Annotated in this window: 22 protein-coding genes and 3 pseudogenes; 12 read left to right on the top strand and 13 right to left on the bottom strand. The window is 45.6% G+C overall.

Annotated features, from left to right (window positions below):
- Nucleotides 1–17: 17 nt before the first annotated feature.
- From GWP43_RS11865 to GWP43_RS15705, 3 genes and pseudogenes are all read right to left on the bottom strand, one after another.
- Nucleotides 18–395 carry a type II toxin-antitoxin system death-on-curing family toxin gene (locus tag GWP43_RS11865; protein WP_162664327.1) on the bottom strand — a complete coding sequence of 126 codons (378 nt, stop codon included), beginning with the start codon at nt 393–395 and terminating at the stop codon, nt 18–20.
- A complete protein-coding gene (locus GWP43_RS11860; protein WP_162664326.1) occupies nt 392–595 on the bottom strand; it encodes a hypothetical protein in 204 nt (67 codons plus the stop codon). The genes GWP43_RS11865 and GWP43_RS11860 overlap by 4 nt, the downstream gene beginning before the upstream one ends.
- A gap of 322 nt (nt 596–917) precedes the next feature.
- A pseudogene (locus tag GWP43_RS15705) lies at nt 918–1,081 on the bottom strand (Txe/YoeB family addiction module toxin); the annotation flags it as partial.
- Nucleotides 1,082–1,260: 179 nt separating this feature from the next.
- Here GWP43_RS15705 and GWP43_RS11845 point away from each other — a divergent pair.
- Together GWP43_RS11845 and GWP43_RS11840 are read left to right on the top strand one after the other, a co-directional pair.
- Nucleotides 1,261–1,518 carry a hypothetical protein gene (locus tag GWP43_RS11845; RefSeq protein WP_162664325.1) on the top strand — a complete coding sequence of 86 codons (258 nt, stop codon included), beginning with the start codon at nt 1,261–1,263 and terminating at the stop codon, nt 1,516–1,518.
- Between the two features lie 29 nt (nt 1,519–1,547).
- Nucleotides 1,548–1,886 carry a hypothetical protein gene (locus GWP43_RS11840; protein WP_230977705.1) on the top strand — a complete coding sequence of 113 codons (339 nt, stop codon included), beginning with the start codon at nt 1,548–1,550 and terminating at the stop codon, nt 1,884–1,886.
- A gap of 81 nt (nt 1,887–1,967) precedes the next feature.
- Here the strand turns inward: GWP43_RS11840 and GWP43_RS11835 are convergent.
- Together GWP43_RS11835 and GWP43_RS11830 are read right to left on the bottom strand one after the other, a co-directional pair.
- Nucleotides 1,968–2,128: pseudogene (locus GWP43_RS11835) on the bottom strand (Txe/YoeB family addiction module toxin); the annotation flags it as partial.
- Nucleotides 2,129–2,290: 162 nt separating this feature from the next.
- The gene (locus GWP43_RS11830) at nt 2,291–2,680 is read right to left on the bottom strand and encodes a nuclear transport factor 2 family protein (RefSeq protein ID WP_162664323.1); all 390 of its coding nucleotides are present in this window, start codon (nt 2,678–2,680) and stop codon (nt 2,291–2,293) included.
- A gap of 132 nt (nt 2,681–2,812) precedes the next feature.
- Between GWP43_RS11830 and GWP43_RS11825 the strand changes: the two genes are divergently transcribed.
- Nucleotides 2,813–3,154 carry a winged helix-turn-helix transcriptional regulator gene (locus tag GWP43_RS11825; RefSeq protein WP_230977704.1) on the top strand — a complete coding sequence of 114 codons (342 nt, stop codon included), beginning with the start codon at nt 2,813–2,815 and terminating at the stop codon, nt 3,152–3,154.
- A gap of 210 nt (nt 3,155–3,364) precedes the next feature.
- Here the strand turns inward: GWP43_RS11825 and GWP43_RS11820 are convergent, their stop codons facing one another.
- Complete coding sequence (locus GWP43_RS11820) at nt 3,365–3,661, bottom strand: HigA family addiction module antitoxin (RefSeq protein WP_162664322.1); 297 nt, start codon at nt 3,659–3,661, stop codon at nt 3,365–3,367.
- 9 nt (nt 3,662–3,670) lie between these two features.
- The gene (locus GWP43_RS11815) at nt 3,671–3,952 is read right to left on the bottom strand and encodes a type II toxin-antitoxin system RelE/ParE family toxin (RefSeq protein WP_162664321.1); all 282 of its coding nucleotides are present in this window, start codon (nt 3,950–3,952) and stop codon (nt 3,671–3,673) included.
- Nucleotides 3,953–4,206: 254 nt separating this feature from the next.
- On the opposite strand from GWP43_RS11815, the gene GWP43_RS11810 reads away from it, so the two are divergent.
- From GWP43_RS11810 to GWP43_RS11790, 6 genes are all read left to right on the top strand, one after another.
- A complete protein-coding gene (locus GWP43_RS11810) occupies nt 4,207–5,118 on the top strand; it encodes an ABC transporter permease (RefSeq protein WP_162664320.1) in 912 nt (303 codons plus the stop codon).
- A 22-nt stretch (nt 5,119–5,140) separates the two neighbouring features.
- Nucleotides 5,141–6,040: an ABC transporter permease gene (locus GWP43_RS11805; RefSeq protein WP_162664319.1), complete on the top strand. Its 900-nt coding sequence runs from the start codon at nt 5,141–5,143 to the stop codon at nt 6,038–6,040.
- A complete protein-coding gene (locus GWP43_RS11800) occupies nt 6,033–6,881 on the top strand; it encodes an ABC transporter ATP-binding protein (protein WP_162664318.1) in 849 nt (282 codons plus the stop codon). The genes GWP43_RS11805 and GWP43_RS11800 overlap by 8 nt, the downstream gene beginning before the upstream one ends.
- 193 nt (nt 6,882–7,074) lie before the next feature.
- Nucleotides 7,075–7,770, top strand: coding sequence for an ABC transporter ATP-binding protein (locus GWP43_RS11795; RefSeq protein ID WP_162664317.1), 696 nt, complete (start codon nt 7,075–7,077; stop codon nt 7,768–7,770).
- A complete protein-coding gene (locus GWP43_RS15315) occupies nt 7,767–8,474 on the top strand; it encodes an ABC transporter substrate-binding protein (RefSeq protein WP_269138859.1) in 708 nt (235 codons plus the stop codon). Before GWP43_RS11795 ends, GWP43_RS15315 begins: the two co-directional genes overlap by 4 nt.
- On the top strand, nt 8,356–9,408 hold the full coding sequence (locus GWP43_RS11790) for an ABC transporter substrate-binding protein (protein ID WP_269138884.1): 1,053 nt from the start codon (nt 8,356–8,358) through the stop codon (nt 9,406–9,408). The genes GWP43_RS15315 and GWP43_RS11790 overlap by 119 nt, the downstream gene beginning before the upstream one ends.
- A 95-nt stretch (nt 9,409–9,503) precedes the next feature.
- On the opposite strand, the gene mtaB is transcribed toward GWP43_RS11790, so the two are convergent.
- Genes mtaB through GWP43_RS15050 form a run of 6 tightly spaced genes read right to left on the bottom strand, consistent with a single transcriptional unit; the run spans nt 9,504 to nt 13,871 of the window.
- Nucleotides 9,504–11,036 (bottom strand): tRNA (N(6)-L-threonylcarbamoyladenosine(37)-C(2))-methylthiotransferase MtaB, encoded by a 1,533-nt coding sequence (gene mtaB, locus GWP43_RS11785; protein ID WP_162664316.1) that lies wholly within the window; start codon nt 11,034–11,036, stop codon nt 9,504–9,506.
- A gap of 56 nt (nt 11,037–11,092) precedes the next feature.
- On the bottom strand, nt 11,093–11,731 hold the full coding sequence (locus GWP43_RS11780; protein WP_162664315.1) for a tetratricopeptide repeat protein: 639 nt from the start codon (nt 11,729–11,731) through the stop codon (nt 11,093–11,095).
- Between the two features lie 13 nt (nt 11,732–11,744).
- On the bottom strand, nt 11,745–12,107 hold the full coding sequence (locus tag GWP43_RS11775; RefSeq protein WP_162664314.1) for a bactofilin family protein: 363 nt from the start codon (nt 12,105–12,107) through the stop codon (nt 11,745–11,747).
- A gap of 20 nt (nt 12,108–12,127) precedes the next feature.
- A complete protein-coding gene (locus GWP43_RS11770; protein WP_162664313.1) occupies nt 12,128–13,324 on the bottom strand; it encodes a coproporphyrinogen-III oxidase family protein in 1,197 nt (398 codons plus the stop codon).
- 15 nt (nt 13,325–13,339) lie between these two features.
- Nucleotides 13,340–13,642, bottom strand: a complete 303-nt coding sequence (locus GWP43_RS15055; protein ID WP_230977703.1) for a S26 family signal peptidase — start codon at nt 13,640–13,642, stop codon at nt 13,340–13,342.
- 10 nt (nt 13,643–13,652) lie between these two features.
- The gene (locus GWP43_RS15050) at nt 13,653–13,871 is read right to left on the bottom strand and encodes a hypothetical protein (RefSeq protein ID WP_230977702.1); all 219 of its coding nucleotides are present in this window, start codon (nt 13,869–13,871) and stop codon (nt 13,653–13,655) included.
- 338 nt (nt 13,872–14,209) lie between these two features.
- Here GWP43_RS15050 and smpB point away from each other — a divergent pair.
- The 3 genes and pseudogenes from smpB (at nt 14,210) to GWP43_RS11750 (ending at nt 17,674) form a co-directional block, all read left to right on the top strand.
- Nucleotides 14,210–14,674, top strand: a pseudogene (gene smpB, locus GWP43_RS11760) (SsrA-binding protein SmpB).
- Between the two features lie 9 nt (nt 14,675–14,683).
- Nucleotides 14,684–15,538 carry a TP0183 family DNA metabolism protein gene (locus tag GWP43_RS11755; RefSeq protein ID WP_203232412.1) on the top strand — a complete coding sequence of 285 codons (855 nt, stop codon included), beginning with the start codon at nt 14,684–14,686 and terminating at the stop codon, nt 15,536–15,538.
- Between the two features lie 6 nt (nt 15,539–15,544).
- Nucleotides 15,545–17,674, top strand: coding sequence for an ATP-dependent DNA helicase (locus tag GWP43_RS11750; RefSeq protein ID WP_162664311.1), 2,130 nt, complete (start codon nt 15,545–15,547; stop codon nt 17,672–17,674).
- The last annotated feature ends 8 nt before the right edge of the window (nt 17,675–17,682 follow it).

Genomic DNA, 17,682 nt, shown 5'->3' with positions numbered 1-17,682 from the left:
CTGCGGGGGGAGGCTGATTATTTTCTATGCTCAATAATCCATCCTTTTATGTCATTTTTAGACATTTTCCCCGAAGCAATGTCTAAACCAAAATCAATCAATTCTTGTTGTGAATAATTTACTTCAATATTATTCAACTTTAAAAAAAGCAACATTAAATGTACGCCGATTCTTTTGTTTCCATCTATAAAAGGGTGATTCTCAATCAAAGAGCAGCACAGCTGCGAAGCCTTGTCTAAAATATCAGGATAAAGATTGTTCCCGCCAAAAGTTTGAAACGGTGTTTTCAATGCTGAATCCAAAAGCTGCGCGTCACGTATACCATCCATACCGCCTGTCTTTTCGATAAGAGACCTGTGGATTTTTACTACTTGTTCATACTCAAAGAAAATCATTTAGCTAATTCCTGATACGCTTGCTTATTCTGATCGATGAGAAAATCGGAAATTGCAAAAAGTTTTTCATCAGAAACGGTATGATATGGCTTGTCATCTTCCAAAACGGTTATTATTACTTTTCTGCCATTATAATATTCAAGCGAAGGATAATCCGTAAGAATGGTATTTCCCTGAATAATCCCAGTTATTGCAAACATTTTGCTGCCTCCGGGTGGTATTATAGCATATATTGATTGTTTTTTGCAGAGCTTTTCATAAACATACCCCCTGGTACTCTGATTCGAAGGATGGGATTATTGGGCATCTCTAAAAACTCGGTTAGATTTTTAGAGATGCCCGACGAGTTTTACTTTAAGTCTTTATATTGTAATGACTTAAAGTAAAACATCGCAAGTAAATCTAAGGAAAACCTCTAAAAAACTGAGGTTTTTAGAGGTTCCCTATTGTCAAATTAATTGATAAATATAACAATATCCGTTTGGGGCATAATAAAGTCCGATTGAGGTAGAGCTCCCTAATACCGCTTAAATTTCCCTTTAGGGATTCCGGCTTACCTATCCCCTCAAAAGTACTGCGCTGAATATCTTTGATAAGCCCGTTTATTTTTTTTTCAGTGTCTTCTTGTCCTGTGCCTGCCAACGTAAATAATCATTCCATGCTCTATCTTCCCATAATAGCCGCATTACTCTGCCTCAATCAACTCATGCCCAGCAAAATGAGCCTTTCCCTCTTTTATATCACGCACAATATTTTCCAGATAGCGGATATTACTTTCAGAATAGAACGGAGCAACGGCGACTTGTTTTTTTTAGGCTTATATTTTATAGTGTAGGTGGGAAATCCCACTATTTGGAGGCATACTATGCAGGCTGCAGCGGTCAGATCATATAATGCAAAAGTAGACTCAAAGAAAAGAATTACGTTGCGTAATACAATTTATGAATATTTTCATATTGAAGAATATGAAGATGGGAAAATTGTGTTGGAACCTCGGGAATTAACAAAACCATTTCAAATTTCTCAGAATTCTCTTTCTATGTTGGATTCCAGTGTGGATAATTTTAAAATAGGCAATGTATCAGCTCCTCTGAGTCTCTCCTCTTATACAGATATTGAATAATGTTCAACATTAGAATGGGTGTTCCTGAAATGAAACAATTTTGGGACAATTTAGAGCAAAAAATCAAAGCTAAAAGCGCAAGTAAAAAAGAGATTGAATTATTTAAAAAACTTGTCAGTTGCTTTAAGAAACTTTCTACTGACCCAAGGTATCCAAGCCTTTGTACACATGATATTGAGGCACTTACAAAACGATACAATCTGAAAGTTTGGGAATCCTATGTGGAAAATAACAAACCAGCGGCTGAAAGAGTTTTTTGGGTTTATGAACCTGGTCGGGAGGATATTACAGTGATAGGCTTGGAACCGCACCCGAACGATGAAAAGGACGCTTACAATAAAATAACGCTTTCCGTAGTAGAGAAATAGTCTTTACTCATTCTTTATACGATTCCTCAACAATACCTGTTTGGGACATAATAAATTCCGATTGGGGTAGAGCGCCCTAATACCGCTTAAATTTCTCTTTAGGGGTTCCGGCTTACCTATCCCCTCAAAAGTACTTCGCTGAATATCTTTGATAAGCCCGTTTATTTTTTCAGTGTTTTCTTGTCCTGTGCCTGCCAATATAAATAATCATCCCATGCTCTATCTTCCCATAATAGCCGCATTACTCTGCCTCAATCAACTCATGCTCGGCAAAATGAGCCTTTCCTTGCATTGCCGCAAAGGTAATGGCAGGTTGAAGCGGGTGTTAGATGTCTTTTATTTATTTTTCTATGATGAATGATCTATAACACAGAAAAATTCTATATGAATCAAAGCGTACACACTTAACCCCAAAATGTGTCTTCTGCCGATTGTTGTTCGGCAAAAGTCCATACTTCTTGTATCTTGCCATTTTCTATTTTGAATAGATCAATACCCGGATCATTGAGCTTATCAGCACCTTTCTCCGCTATGGAAACAACACTTGCAGCAACAAAACACTCGTTGCTCGCAGCCCAATTGGTCATAACTTTAAATGTGCCGCCACTCCTTTTTGCAAATTCACCTAGCCGCTCACCCAATGCTTGTTTCCCCATAATCGTACCTGAAAGCGAACTTTCGCCTCCCATGTGCCATACAACAGTATCGGACATTGTTGCAAAAGCTCCCGCAAAATCCCCCTTTTCCAATGCATCTCGATAAACAGTAAATACCTTCATTACTTCATGTTTCATAAAATTCCTCCAGTAAATATTTAGAAGTTTCTCACTTCTTTAAGTATCATTATAGTCTTTTGTCTTGATTTTGTAAGTACGAACATTTATAATACATAGTATCAAATATAATACTTAAGAAGGATTTTTATAATGTCGATGTATGATAAATGTCCCTTCGCTACTACTCAAAGAGTATTGCAAGGAAAATGGGCGATTATAATTTTATATCATCTGAGTACGGGTACAAAAAGGTTTAATCAACTTGAAAGATTAATGCCTACAACAACTCGAACTGTTTTAACAAGACAACTCCGTCAGCTTGAAAAAGATAAACTAATCGACCGCAAAGTCTTTGCCGAAGTCCCCCCTCATGTTGAATACTCTTTGAGTAAATTGGGAGCCCAGTTTCAAAAAGTATTAGACGAGATTGAGATTTTTGGTCTGAATTATATCGCCGAATTAAATAAAATGCAAAAAGGAAAAAGCGAGTAGAATTTTTCTCCATATATTACTTTTTATATTGAAACCTATTTAGGGAATCATTTTCAATCTATAGAATGCTTGAAATATCAAGATTTTGTACACCTGCACGTTTTTATTGTAAATAAAGAACCTGCTTAGTGATCTGTACATCTAACAATGAGTTAAATCGCACAGACCTTGAGCCCGTGTCGGCTTTGAATTTCTTGTTATGGCATATTATTATGCATAAGCGTAGGCTTTTATCTCTTCTAATTGTGGAGCAAGCTCTAACTTTGCATTTCTTATATCAATATCATCCTGCAAAGCCATAAAATAACCATCTGAAACTCCAAAGAATTTTGCAAGTCGTAAAGATGTATCTACAGTAATTCTTCTGCGATTATGAAGAATATCCTGGATGCGAGATGTAGGAACCTTAATTTCCTGTGCGACTTTATATGCGGAAAGTCCAAGAGGAATCAAGAATTCTTCATTTAAGATTTCACCCATTGTCGGTGTTTCGATATACTCTGCCATAGTTTTCTCCTAGTGGTAATCCACAATTTCTACATTATAAAAGTGTCCGTCTTTTTCTGTAAAACAGACACGCCACTGATCATTTATACGGATAGAGCGCTGTCCTTTTCTGTCTCCTACAAGTTGTTCAAGATGATTATTTGGAGGCACCCGCAAATCTTCAAGACACTTTGCATTATCTATTAACATAAGTTTACGCAAAGCAACTTTCTGAATTGTATTCGGAAGCCGTCTTGAAAACTCCTGTTTATAAACATGCTCTGTTTCTTTATCCGCAAAAGTCTTTATCATAAGTATATTATACACATGGAACGTGTATATGTCAAACAGGCTTTTTTAAGCGGCGTAAAGCTGCCTTAATATTTTATTAAAGGATGGGTTCTCCTTGATTCTCCTATTTTACCAAAACTCGAGATTTGACCTGATAAATATAACAATACCCGTTTGGGGCATAATAAATTCCGATTGGGGTAGAGCACCCTATACTTTTTCGTAGAATACTAACGATTAATATTAGATGATACTATGGGGTATTTGAAACAAACGTGAGAATTATTAAAAAAGCGGGGTATCTTATCCTTGTCTTGGTGTGCGTGTCCTTCCTTTCGTTCTTGTTGGCAAATATTTCGGCAATTGATCCTGCGGAAGCATACGCGCGGAGGGTTGTCCGTTCTGCAAATAAAGAGTTGATTGCGCAATACCGTGAGCTTACCGGATTTGATAAGACGATTCTGCAGCAGTATTTGTCATGGCTGCATAAAGCGGTGCGACTGGATTTCGGCGCATCGTACCTTACTAAAAAATCCGTACGGCAAGAACTCGGCAAGGCGCTGCCCGTAACGCTGCTGATTGCTGCCTGTGCATCGGTATTCAGCATCATTGCTGCCGTTCCGCTCGGCATAGCAGCGGCTTTGTACAAAAAACGGTTGGCGGATAAACTTATCGGCTTCATTTCTTTCTTGAGTTTTTCCGTACCCGGTTATTGCACCGGTCTTTTGGTTTTGCTCGTTTTCGGTATGCGCTTACATCTGCTTCCCGTTATCGGGCACGGGCAGGGTGTCAGCGTGCTGTTTGCCTCTTGTACACTCGCTTTGCCGATGACCGGCACGCTTATCCGCCTTTTACGATCCTTTTTATTGGAAAATGAGGAGAAAGAATATATTCAATACGCGAAAGCCCGCGGGATTACCGACCGGAATATTATGACGCGCCATCTTTTACGCAACGCAGCTCCGATGCTTGTGACTCTGTGGGGACAAAATATCGGCTATCTTATTGCGGGAACAGCGATTGTAGAAACTATCTTTTCAATTCCGGGAATCGGTATGTATGCACTGAACGCCGCAGTTAACCGTGATTTTCCCGTCATCAATGCGTATCTTATTGTAACGGCGTTTACATTTACCGTGTGCAACGGCGCGGCGGAGTTTATCGGCGAAGCGCTTAATCCTTCCTAAAACGTTTGTTGAGGAATCGTGCATGAGGGGAAAAATGAATGCCGCGCTCGGCGCAGGGCTCGGTATGGTGTCGGTATTGGTTATCATCGCTGTTTTTTGCGATGTGTTGGCGCCGAATAATCCTGACAAAATCGATATGAGTGTACGGTTTGCCGAGCGGTCTTTTGCGATGCCGTTGGGAGCGGATGCGTACGGACGGTGCATATTTTCAAGACTGCTGTACGGCACGCGCTATTCCATGGGACTTGCCGCCGCAGTTATCGGGACAGTTGCCGTGCTTGCAACACCTATCGGGATGATTGCGGCGTTTAAGGGCGGCGTTGCGGATCAGCTTTTTGTGTTAAGCTGTGATGTGAGTATGGCGATGCCGCCAACGGTGCTGGTGCTTGCGGTTATCGGCATTATGGGAAACGGCGTAGTCAATCTGCTCGTAAGCGCGGGGTTTGCGTATTGGGGGTGGTACGGCAGAATGTTGCGCAGCTATACGCATAACGAAAGCCGAAAAAGCTATATTGTCTATGCAAAAACCGCAGGCCTTTCCGATTGGAGCATAACGGTAAAGCATATTTTTCCGAATATTATGCCGAGCCTTATCGTACTGTTGACGATAGGAATCGGCGATGCGGTACTGATGCTCTCCGGCTTTTCATTTTTAGGGATCGGATTGCCTGCGGGGACGCCGGAATGGGGCGCGCTGCTGTCGGATGCAAAAAGCAGCTTTATTCGTGCTCCGCGATTCGCCGTTTATCCCGGACTCTGTATCTTCTTTGCCGTATGCGCCTGCAATATAACGGGGGAAGGTTTGCGCCGTTTCTTTTCTCCGTATCAAGGCTCCGTACAGGAACATATATACCAAACGACGAAAAGTGTGTCGAAGGGGGTACTGCCTAACGAAATCGTACAGGAAAGCATCGATGAATGAAGCGAGTATGCTCATGCCGCAATATGTACAGTATACGGGAGACCCGGCGAAGGTGGAACCGATCCTTTCCGTAAGCGGCTTGTGCATCGAATATCCGAATGAAAGAACGAAAATACGCAATATCGGTTTTTCCATTGCGCGGGGAGAAACGTTCGGTTTGATCGGTGAAAGCGGCAGCGGCAAAAGTTCCGTGTGCAAAGCGATACTCGGTTTACTCAAAGGCCGTGCGCAGCAAAGCGGCAGTATCCGGCTGTGTGGTAAAGAACTACTGCGATTATCCCCAAAGGAACAGCAAAAAATCAACGGAAAAGATATCGGGTATGTCATGCAAAATCCGCATGCGGCATTTGATCCGTGTATGAAAATAAAGCGCCATTTTATGGAAACGATTAAGGCTCACCGTCATTGCAGTATACGTGAGGCTTTCCGGCTGGGGTATGAACTGCTCCGTGCCGTAGGGCTTCCCGATGCGGAACGTGTTATGGAAAGCTATCCGGGGCAATTAAGCGGCGGAATGCTGCAGCGGGTTATGGTTGCGATTGCCGTTTTGCTGCGTCCCGTGTTGCTCATTGCCGACGAGCCGACCGGCGCACTGGATGCCGGTAATTGCGGTATTGTTTTACAACTGCTTGCAAAAGCGGTAAGAGAGACCCAAGCCGCATTGCTGTTTGTTTCGCACGATATGAATGCCGTTGCGAATATTGCAGAACGTATTGCCGTGATGAAAGAGGGTGAAATAGTAGAGACAGGAACCGCCGAAACGGTTCTGAAAAATCCCCGGCATCCGTACACAGCCGAATTACTATCATCGTCAAAAGTGTACGTCCATGTACACTTTTGACTGCAAATTTTGGCAAGATCAAAATATCGTTATACTGGCAAGGATGCCAGGGAGTATCCACAGAATCGAGTTTGTGGGAACAAACTCGAAGTTAAACAAATATACACGGATGTATATTTGTTTAACACCGCCCTCCATGGCGGAAGATTTTTCTTTTCATGTGTGCACGTGGATATTTTATAGAGGAGAAGCGATGCTTGAAGTAAAACAGGTAACAAAACGCTATACGGACAACGGCAGGAAAGGCAGTGTGCCGGTGCTGGAGGATTTTTCGTTGACGATCGGGGACGGGGAGACGGTTGCGCTTATCGGCGAAAGCGGCAGCGGAAAAAGTACCTTGGCGCGTCTTATCTGCGGTTTTGAAAAACCGACTGTAGGCAGCATCCGGTGGGACGGCGAGGATGTTTTCCCGCTTGCCCGCAGGAGAACGCTCTACCGGCATATTCAACCCGTGTTTCAGGATAGCCTGAACTGCTTTGACCCAAGGCAAAAAATTAAGAAAAGCCTTTGCGAGCCGCTGCAGCATTTTTGCCGATTTTCTGAAAAGGAGTGTATGGCTCGGCTTGCTCCGCTGCTGGATACCGCCGATATTCCTGCCTATCTTTTGGAAAAGTATCCGCATGAATTGTCGGGCGGTCAGCAAAAAAGGATATGCATTATCCGTGCGCTATCTATTAGACCGAAGCTCGCCGTGCTGGATGAAGCCGTCGCGGGGCTTGATCCTACGGTGATGCTGCATATCCTTCAGCTCTTAAAACGGCTGCAAAAAGAGACGCAGTGCGCATATTTATTTATCACACATGACCTGCGGGCAGCCGCTTTTATAACGGAAAATAAGGGGAAGATCATCAGACTTAGAAGTAACAAAAAACAATGGAGGTTTGTATGAATACAAGAAAAATACGGTGGATTGCAGCGGTGTCGGTTGCGGCGCTGATTGCCATGTCGGGATGCAAAAATACGTCGGAGGTAAAAGGCCGTGATGAGTTGATTGTCGGAGAAGCGGTCGATTTTGCAAGTTATGAGCCGATTGGGATTATGGACGGGCTTGGGTTTTCTCATTATTCGGAGATGGTGTATGAAACGCTTGTCCGGTTTGAGAATGGGGAAGTGAAACCGGCTCTTGCCGAAAGGTGGGAGCATGACGAACATTCGTGGACGTTTCATTTACGGCGCGGGGTTACGTTTACCGATGGGGAGCAGTTTACTGCGGAGGCGGTAAAGGTCAACATTGAAAAGATGCAGGAATTTGTCGGGGACTATCTCGGCTATTATGGGGCGGTTTCGCGGATCAGTGCGGTGGAGGCGGCAGATGAATACACGGTGCGGTTCCGCTATGCAGAGCCTTACCCTGCCGTTTTGCAGGAGTTAAGTGCGTCGGCGTTTGGGATGCTTTCTCCTCGTCTGTTTGAAAACGGGAATAATCCCTACGGCTCCTATACAGCGGATACGGCGGGAACGGGATCCCTACGAGATAAAGGCGGCAAACTGTGTTGCGGGGCAGCGGTATCGGTTTACAAAAAATCCGCAATGGTATGGACAAAACGGCGGACTGGAGTCGTTTACCGTAATGATTATCCCCGATGCGGATAGTCGCGCTCTTGCGCTTAAAGCGGGAGAAATCGATGTACTGTTCGGTTCGTATCAAATTACCTACGATATACTGGAGCAGGTCAGGATGCCGGCGCAGAACGGAATGGCGAATCAGAACGGTGCGAGGGCTGGGTTGACCGTGCGGTTTTCGGATAAAACTTATATTACACGAAATCTGCTGCTCAATGCGTCTTCGCCGCTTACGCGGGATAAGCAGTTGCGTTTGGCGCTTGAGTACGCAATCAATAAAGATGAAATTATCAATACGGTACTGCACGGAAGCGAGGTTAAGGCGGATACGCTGTTTACCCGCGATATGCCGTATTGCGATGTTGCGCTGCCGCCGTATCAATACGATAAAGCGCGTGCGGTGTCTCTGCTTGAGCAGGCCGGTTGGACGGAACTGAATGGCAAGGGAATACGGATGCGCAATGGAACGCCATTACAGCTGCGGGCGATTTATCAGAGTGCAAAGCCCATCGACGGGCAAATACTGACAGCGGTAAAAGGGCAGCTTGCGGATATCGGCATTGATCTTGTCTTGCAGGGGTACGAAACGATGACGTGGTTCGATACCGGTACGTCGGGTGCATTTGAACTGTCCGTCAACGACACTTACGGCTTTCCCCAAGACCCGCATGTCTTTTTGACTGCGATGGCGGACGACGGGTTGGATAAAACCTCTCAGGCAGGCTTGGTGCAAAAAGCGCGCATCGATGCCTGTATTGCCGGTATGATGAGTACCGTAGACGAAGATGCGATACGGGACGATTACCGGTTCATTTTAACAACGCTGCACGATGAGGCGGTGAACATACCGATTTCTTACGCGAGGGAGATGGCAGTATACAATTCGGAAAAGGTGAAGGATATTGCGTTTGCCGACAATCCGTACAGCCTCGATATGACGCGGGTAATAGTGTTTCCCTTATAAATAATAGAGCATCTCTAAAAACTCGGTTAGACTTTTAGAGATGCCCATCGATACCATTACCTATTACCCATCAAAATGATGTGAGGTTGCTTCGGTTAGCTGTGCGGGTCGGAGATGATTTCCGTTAGTACGGCATTCTTTCCCTGCACTCGTACACGGACATATTCGCCGCCGTGTAAATTACGCTCCTGTAAAGAATCCCGTATTAAAAGCAACGAAAGATAGTTTTCCGTGATAACGGTTTGCTGTCCGTTGCGCGGCGCTTCGACAACCCCGCATATCAGTTTTCCATCCCATGCCTGTAAATATGATGCGGATTGCGTTTCCGCCAGTTCGTTCAGCTTTTTCATCCGTTGACCTGCAATCCGTTCAGGTACTTTTGGCTGCATTTTCCACGCCTCTGTTCCCGGGCGGGCGGAGAAGGGAAACGCATGTATTCCCGCAAACTCAAGTTCACGGCACATCCGGTACGTTTCCTCAAAATCAGCTTCCGTTTCACCGGGGAAACCGGCGATGATATCCGCACCGATAAACGGATTGTCCTTTACGCGGCGAAGTTCGGAAACCGCTTGATATATGGTAGCTTTCCTGTAGCCTCGGTGCATCGCTTTAAGGACGGTATCGCTGCCCGATTGTACGGAAAGGTGGAAGTGGGGGCAAATCTGCGGATGTGCCAGCAGCGGAACAAGTGTCTCATCGATCCTATCGGGATAAAGGCTCGAAATGCGGATACGCATCTCAGTGTTTTCCAGTATGAGTTTGAGCATATCGGCAAAGTCCCCGGCTTCGCTCCGGTACTGCGACAGGTTCACGCCCGTCAGTGTTACTTCATGAGCACCGGTTTCTTCTATACAGCGAAGCCGTTCGAGGACTTCGGTGGCGGGCAGCGACACGGATTTTCCCCGTGCAAGCCGTATCCTGCAATAAGCACAGGCATCGTTACAGCCGTCCTGAATTTTCAGCAGTGCGCGTGAGTGAAATAAAAAATGCGGGGAGCTGAGTGCGAATAGCCGGTTCTCCCGTATGCCGTGTATGGATGTATTTTGTACTGATGAGTTTTGTACCGGTTTGTTTTGTGTATGCTGCGGAGCTTTGGTTGTCAGGTCGGTAAGGTAGGCGCGCACTGCGCTTAGAAAAAAGGCTGTGTCAAAGTAAGCGCTGTCGGCTACCAATTTTGCAAGGTATGCCGGTATTTCGGTTAATAAATCTTTCTGTTGTCCGGGAAACGCGAGTATGTGGGGGTGTAGCGCTTCTATTTCCGCGGCTTCCAGTTGCGCATAGCAGCCTGTTACCAGAATAACAGCATGGGGGTGTGTCTTCACCAGTAATCTGATCAGCCGGCGCGCCTTTTGTTCCGCTTTGCCGGTTACCGTGCATGTATTCACAAAGCAGAGAACCGTCTGTTCGGGCGGCAGCGCGGAAGATAATCGAATGGGAGCCGCGGATTCCGGGGCTGTTATCGTTGGAGTGTCGGCAGGCGTTGTACCGGCGTATCCGGCATAATCGGCATGGCCGGTATAGATGGAAAATCCTGCATCGGTACACAGCGCGGCAAAGGACTCAGCCTCCGTTTGATTAAGCCTGCATCCGAGCGTTTCAATTCGTATTGAACATAATTGAACATTCATATTAATGAAGAAAACCTGCACAAAGAGTCAAGCAGAAGGGCGGGCGCTGCGACGGATTAAAAGCGGTGCAGTACGCGTTCATAACCTTTTTGAGCATCGGTTGAATTTTTATTCAGCTGCAATGCAGACGAATACGCCTCCAATGCTGCCCGGTATTCCTTTGCCTGTTCCCGCGAGTACGCAAGCCTCGTCCACCACACGCTATTGAGCGGTTCCAACCTGATAGCGGTAGAAAAGGCTATATCGGCATGACGGTATTTTGCCATACGCAAATACAATTCTCCGATATGATAATACACGCCGCTTACCTTCGTACCGTTAGGCGCATAGGCGATATACTCTTCAAAGAGATGCAGACTCTCTTCGTTCCTTCCAAGGTGATAGAGCGCTTGTGCATGGCTTTCAATAAGCCGCGGATCATATTGCGAAACTTCCCGCCCTTTAACTGTCCAGTCGGCCGCTTCCTGATAGCGTTCGTCGGCAAGCAGCGCCCATGTCAGCACAACATAGCTGTCGATATTGCGGGGCATTCGTTCTATTTCGTTTAAACATACCGATGCGGATTCTTTATAGCGGCCTTCACGATATAATACCAGCGCATCATCACCCTTTTGTGCATAAATACAATAGGGAAAAAAGAGCGTTAAAAAAACTAATGCGATTCCTGCCGGAAATCTTTTGCGAAAAGCAAACACGTTCTTACAACCTCTAGTGCCGATTCATCGTACAAATTCCGCTGAAAAAACAACCGCTATCCAGTATTACTTCGGGAGCTGTTACGTCGCCGGTTAATTTACCTGAGGCAAATACATGTACGGATGTTGTAGCAGTAACATTACCGATGACCTCGCCTTTAATAATAACGCGGTCTGCGTTTATCTTTGCCTTTACTTTTGCATATTCACTGATCATTAAATCGCTTGAAGATTGAATGGTTCCTTGTACGGCACCCTTTATCATAAAGGGCTTTTCAAACTTAATGATCCCGTCAAAGACAATATCCTCAGCTAAAACCGTATCGTAATCTTCTTCATCCAAATCTATCAACGCTATTTTATCCGTTTCTGTCATAGCACATAGAATAACAATGATTAACCGTCGAGGTCAAGAGGCTTTCCGGCAGGGCATTGTGCTTTTGTATCCAGTTCCGACAGCGCATCGATTAAAAAGCGGTTGAGAAAAAGCAGGCCTTCTTCAGTAAGGTAGACCCGATCGGCTCCGATGCGGCACTGCCTGCGTTTTTCCCAGAGGCGGAGGGTATTGCCGATAAAGGCAGTAATATCCGCGCCGAACCGCCGTGCAAATGCCGGCCGGTTAATCCCTTCCGAAAGTCGGAAACCCATCAGCAGAACCTCTTCCAAAAAGATATTCCGGTCGATATGTTCACACGGATATACCGAAGTACGGTCGGCTGCGGTCATCCATTTGCCGATATCTTTGATTCCTTCAAAACGCTCCGCTGCGATAAATTTTCCGCCGCTATCTTCATGTATCAGAGTTCCGCATGCAACAGGGCCGATTCCGACGTATGGTTCCATATTCCAATAAATTTGGTTATGCAGGGAACGGTGCTTATCCCGATACGAAAAATTCGACACCTCATACCGGATGTACCCGTTTTCAGCTAAAAGCTCGGTGTTCTCCCGTAAAAGCTCGGAAATAAAATCTTCACGGGTATCGGGGAGCGGTTCTTCGCTGCAAAGCCCGTAGAGGGAGATGTGCTCGATGCGGTAATCGATGAGTCGCTGCACATCGTCGGAAAGGCTCTGCGCGGTTTGACCTGTCAGACCTGCGATTAAATCACAGGAAAGTTCGCCGTGCCATCGGCTTTTTATCGTATTCAACGCTGTTATCGTTTTTTCTTTTGACCCGCGGCGTCCGTTTACGGCCAATACATCGTTATCAAAAGTCTGTACGCCGATGGAAAGCCGGTTGATACTGCCTTCGCTACAGGCTGCAAGCCATTCGGGATGAATATCCTCGGGATTTGCCTCTATCGTAAATTCTTGAACCGCCAGATACTGCTCTTTACGGATACCGGCCGCAAGGGTGCTAATATCATCGGGGTGCAGCAGCGAAGGTGTACCGCCGCCGATATAGACGGTTTTCCATGCTTCAATAGCATAGCGTTCTTTAAAAGAACGGACGTCTTGCAGGAGTCGCTCGATAAATTGGGGATTAGGATGATAAGGGAAAAAGCCCGCTTTTTGCGTTATCGAATAAAAATCGCAATAGCGGCATTTTTGTGTGCAGAATGGGATATGAATGTAAAGACCGGACGGCTTCACGGGTATGGTTTCGGGCTAGAAAATTGAAATGCGGGAAAACGGCCAATATCGCATTAGGATGCGTCCCTTAATCTGTGTTGTCGCTTGTAATGGCCCCCAGAGGCGTGAATCGCTTGATGCAATTCGATTGTCGCAGAGTACAAAATATTCCCCCTCTTTGAGCGTAATTTCGGGATAAGAGCCCGAGAATGGCAGTGACGTATCCCAATTCTCCGGTAGGTTTTCGCTTTTGACGTTATAGTCGTTTTTTGTTACTTCAAATTCAGTTAAGAAATGCTCGCCGTCTTTTGTTTTGATATGCAGCACAAAATCTTCCATATATAGTGTATCACCGGGAATGCCGACAACGCGCCGAACAAAAAGGTTTTGCTTGCGACGGCTGATTAGCTGAAAAGGGATTGACCAGCTGGAAGGTAAAAAAGGCAACGACTTTTTGCACCATTTTTTCAAAAAAATTTTGATGGGGCCGTTCAATCGGTTCGACCGTTACGAGTGTACCCCGTTCAATATCTTTTTGAGGGGAATAAAAGGGGGTTGTGATAATCATATCACCGGAGGAAAAAAGTCGGCTGCATCGTATCCGCTTGAATTCGGTATGCGGCGATAATATACGAACTGATAAGCTGATACAGTATAAAAATTAAGAAAATAATAAAGGCAGTACGGAAAATTCTAAACCGTTTTGCTCGTCGTTCAGTATATGAAGTAAATTTGTACCGTTGAAAAAACATAAAAAACCTATTTTACCGGTGATGCTGACACATCCGAGTGAAGGCAGCCAGTGAGAACCTCTAAAAAGCTAACCGACTCTTTAAAGATACCTCCAATACAGTACCATTTTGCTTCCACGTTGACAAGTATTTTCAGATGAATATAATAAGCTTAATGGATGGAGAGTCGATAAAAATTATCGCAAAAAATTAAAAAGCGCATTTTGACTATTCTATCGAAGAAACAATAGAGTGCGGAATTGCGTTGCAAGGTACCGAAATAAAATCGGTACGGGACGGGCGCATTTCGTTCCCCGACTCGTTTGCCGAAATTATACGAAATGAGGTATGGTTAAAGAATTTTCACATTTCGGAATATGTATATTCTTCAATATTTAACCATGATCCTGACCGTCCTAAGAAACTGCTGCTGCATAAGGATGAAATTAAACGATTAACTCGAAAAACGGAAGAAAAAGGCTATACGCTCATCCCGCTTGAATTTTACTTAAAGCGAGGTCGAATTAAGGTTATGCTGGGAATTTGTAAAGGGAAAAAGCAGTTTGATAAACGCGCTGACATAAAAGAACGGGATATTAAGCGGGATGTACAACGGGAATTGCAGCTAAAGAACAGGTAATAACGAGCAATGAAATATAGAGAAACAAAGAAACTTTACATAATGCTTCTCCTTCTGCTTATTAGCCTGCCACCGGTGCTTTCGGCGCTTCCGGGCGTTGCCGTATATCAATTACAGGCTCCTACTATGAACGAACAGATTGCCCAAACGGTTGATAATCTTGTTTTCTCTTTTATTAAAGAACTTAAAACCTATACTATCTTTGATTTGCGTAATGAGTCCGCGCCGGTTGATTTTCCTAAAAATCCGGCTATTGAATATATTTTCTTCGGGGCATTGGAAGAGGTTCCGGAGGGGATTAAGCTTGAACTTATTTTAAAGGGACGAAAAGATCAGTTTACCCGCATCATTTCAAAAGTATACGATAATATTAACAAGATTCTCCTTGATTCCCGACTGTTAGTGTTCAACCTCTTTGACTTTTCGGTTCCGCTGGAGCAACTTGCGCATTCCCTGCCACAAACTGAGCAGAATACGGAGTTCGGATACATCGACACTGTTGATTCGCTTGCCGGTTCATGGAAGGGGGAGCCGGGGCTCGACCGTGTGATGATCTTGCGCGGCGGTCGCGGAATGGCGGTATTCTCAAGCGGTGTGTCCGTCTCACTCGATTTAAAAATCGATAACGGATACTTGCTGGTAACGCAAAAAGGCAGTTTGCAGCCCCGCCAATTTCTCAATTTACCCGATGAAATTGCCCGCCAAGCGGTTCAAAAAACCAATCCTCCACAGTGGCGCTTTTTGGTATCCCCCGATAAAAAAATTCTTTCAGGCACAAAGGTCGATGCTCAGATTCAATACAATGAAACGGCTATTATCAGTGTTAAATACGATACCGCAACGGTAGAATGGCTGCGCGATTAAGCCTTTATGCACTACGAAGATGAAGCGGAGGAACGTGTATACCACCGCCTTAATGCCGATACAATAGCAGGCTATCTTGAAGAAACCGGCAGCTTTGCGTCTTTTTTTGACCGCTATGAAGAACGCCCGTCACAGCTTGATCTTATCCGCGCAATAACGCATTGTTTTAACGACAGCGCAATCGGTGTTTTTGAAGCAGGAACCGGCGTCGGAAAGAGTTTAGCCTACTTGCTGCCCGCCTTTGAATGGGCGCTTGCCAACAAAGTTCGTATTGTTATCTCCACCGGCACCATCAATTTACAGCATCAGCTCGTCGATAAGGATGTTCCCGACGCCTTAAAAATACTCGGTGTATGCGGTGAACAATCGGAACAGCCGCAGGCGGTGCTCATTAAGGGGCGGCAGAATTACCTTTGTTTGCGGCGGCTTATGCAAACGGTACAGGAACCTGATCTTTTTAGTCAGGAAGCGGAAGAGTTGGCAGCCATTCAAAAATGGGCGCAAACATGCCAAGACGGCGCCCGCTCTTCACTCCCGTTTATGCCCGCGGCAGGATTGTGGTCAAAGATTTGCTCCGAATCGGATAACTGCCTTGGGCAGCGCTGTCCTTTTTATACTGACTGTTTTGTGATGAAGCTGCGTAAAAAAGCGGAAAAGGCAGCGCTCTTAATTGTTAATCACCATCTGCTCTTTGCCGATCTCGCCAGCAGAAAAGAAGGCGCCGGTTATGATTCAACTGCCGTTCTGCCGCCCTTTAACGCAATCATCTTTGACGAAGCTCACACGATTGAAGAGGCGGCAAGCGGATTTTTTTCGCGTACCTTTTCCCGCTATGATTTAACCCGCTGTATTACAACGCTTTCCCGTACTAAAAAGGGAAAAGCCGCCGGCTGTATCGAAAAAATCACTGCGGTTTCTACTAAAGCCGAGTTGATGCCTGCTATTATCGCCGCTCTTGCAAAAACGCAAACGGCTTACTCCGTATTGGAGGCGCGGGCGCTCTCGTTTTGCGGGAATGTGAGCAGTCTCGGTTTTACACAGGTTCCGGCATCGAAGACGGCGGCGCTGCTTGCCGCGTGCAAGGATTTTTACGCGGAGCTGAATATCCTGAATGTCAAGCTCGCGGTGCTGATTACCAATGCCGAACCGGATGAAGGTTCTCCGTATGAAGAAGCGGTGCGGGAAGGTTCGCTTGCACTGCACCGGCTGCAAGACATTTCCGAAACGCTCGAAAATTTTTTCCGTTGGAAAGAACTGCCCGAGTATGTCTTTTGGATAGAAAAATACCAAAGCCCTGCGGGGGAAGTTCCGTACTTTAATCAAACGCCGGTGGATATGTCGGGTTTGCTGCGGCAGGCGGTATTCATCCCCTTCGATACCGTCATTGCCCTTTCCGCAACCCTGAAAATCGGCACGAGCTTTTCGTATTGGCTGGGCAGGGTCGGCTTGCATCCTTTTTCCGACAAGCCGGTGCGCACCGGTACCTTTGAATCGCCTTTCCCGTACGACAAAAATGTGCTCTTAAACATCCCGACCGATGCACCTGCCCCTGATGATGAGCAGTTTCAGCAATTTGTGAACACCGCCGTTACCAAATTGATTGAAATGACCGGAGGAAAAACGCTTGTCCTGTTTACTTCTTACGAGTCGTTAAAACAAACTTGTGCGTACGCCCGCACTCAGCTGCCCGATATGGAGCTTTTACAGCAGGGAGAGGACGACCGCAGCCGCCTCTTGCAAACCTTTAAGGAACATATCGAAAGCAGCTTATTCGCGACCGCATCGTTTTGGGCAGGCATCGACGTACCGGGAGAGGCGCTCAGCCATGTCATTTTGGTAAAACTCCCTTTTGCCGTGCCGAGTGCACCTCTTTTTCGCGCCCGTGCCGATGCCATCGAAAAAAGAGGCGGCAGCTCGTTTATGCAGCTGAGCGTCCCCGAAGCGGTTGTACAATTCCGGCAGGGCTTCGGCCGCCTGATGCGCTCGCAAACCGACCGCGGCATTGTAACGCTGCTCGACAAGCGGGCGCTTGTTAAACAGTACGGGAGAATTTTTATCGACAGTATTCCTAAAACCAAGCAATGCTTTGCATCTTTAGAAGAAATAGTTTATACTGTCGAAAACTTTTTGTATTGATAGGGACT

The sequence above is a fragment of the Treponema vincentii genome (assembly GCF_010365865.1).
Classification (GTDB): Bacteria; Spirochaetota; Spirochaetia; order Treponematales; family Treponemataceae; genus Treponema.
The sequence above is the reverse complement of the archived record's forward strand: the minus strand, read 5'-3'. Positions and strand labels throughout refer to the sequence as shown.

Coding starts and splice junctions, on each gene's coding strand:
- GWP43_RS11865 (WP_162664327.1), bottom strand. CDS start 395: ATGATTTTCTTTGAGTATGAACAAGTAGTAAAAATCCACAGGTCTCTT.
- GWP43_RS11860 (WP_162664326.1), bottom strand. CDS start 595: ATGTTTGCAATAACTGGGATTATTCAGGGAAATACCATTCTTACGGAT.
- GWP43_RS11845 (WP_162664325.1), top strand. CDS start 1,261: ATGCAGGCTGCAGCGGTCAGATCATATAATGCAAAAGTAGACTCAAAG.
- GWP43_RS11840 (WP_230977705.1), top strand. CDS start 1,548: ATGAAACAATTTTGGGACAATTTAGAGCAAAAAATCAAAGCTAAAAGC.
- GWP43_RS11830 (WP_162664323.1), bottom strand. CDS start 2,680: ATGAAACATGAAGTAATGAAGGTATTTACTGTTTATCGAGATGCATTG.
- GWP43_RS11825 (WP_230977704.1), top strand. CDS start 2,813: ATGTCGATGTATGATAAATGTCCCTTCGCTACTACTCAAAGAGTATTG.
- GWP43_RS11820 (WP_162664322.1), bottom strand. CDS start 3,661: ATGGCAGAGTATATCGAAACACCGACAATGGGTGAAATCTTAAATGAA.
- GWP43_RS11815 (WP_162664321.1), bottom strand. CDS start 3,952: ATGATAAAGACTTTTGCGGATAAAGAAACAGAGCATGTTTATAAACAG.
- GWP43_RS11805 (WP_162664319.1), top strand. CDS start 5,141: ATGAGGGGAAAAATGAATGCCGCGCTCGGCGCAGGGCTCGGTATGGTG.
- GWP43_RS11800 (WP_162664318.1), top strand. CDS start 6,033: ATGAATGAAGCGAGTATGCTCATGCCGCAATATGTACAGTATACGGGA.
- GWP43_RS11795 (WP_162664317.1), top strand. CDS start 7,075: ATGCTTGAAGTAAAACAGGTAACAAAACGCTATACGGACAACGGCAGG.
- GWP43_RS15315 (WP_269138859.1), top strand. CDS start 7,767: ATGAATACAAGAAAAATACGGTGGATTGCAGCGGTGTCGGTTGCGGCG.
- mtaB (WP_162664316.1), bottom strand. CDS start 11,036: ATGAATGTTCAATTATGTTCAATACGAATTGAAACGCTCGGATGCAGG.
- GWP43_RS11775 (WP_162664314.1), bottom strand. CDS start 12,107: ATGACAGAAACGGATAAAATAGCGTTGATAGATTTGGATGAAGAAGAT.
- GWP43_RS15055 (WP_230977703.1), bottom strand. CDS start 13,642: ATGGAAGATTTTGTGCTGCATATCAAAACAAAAGACGGCGAGCATTTC.
- GWP43_RS15050 (WP_230977702.1), bottom strand. CDS start 13,871: ATGATTATCACAACCCCCTTTTATTCCCCTCAAAAAGATATTGAACGG.
- GWP43_RS11755 (WP_203232412.1), top strand. CDS start 14,684: ATGAAATATAGAGAAACAAAGAAACTTTACATAATGCTTCTCCTTCTG.
- GWP43_RS11750 (WP_162664311.1), top strand. CDS start 15,545: ATGCACTACGAAGATGAAGCGGAGGAACGTGTATACCACCGCCTTAAT.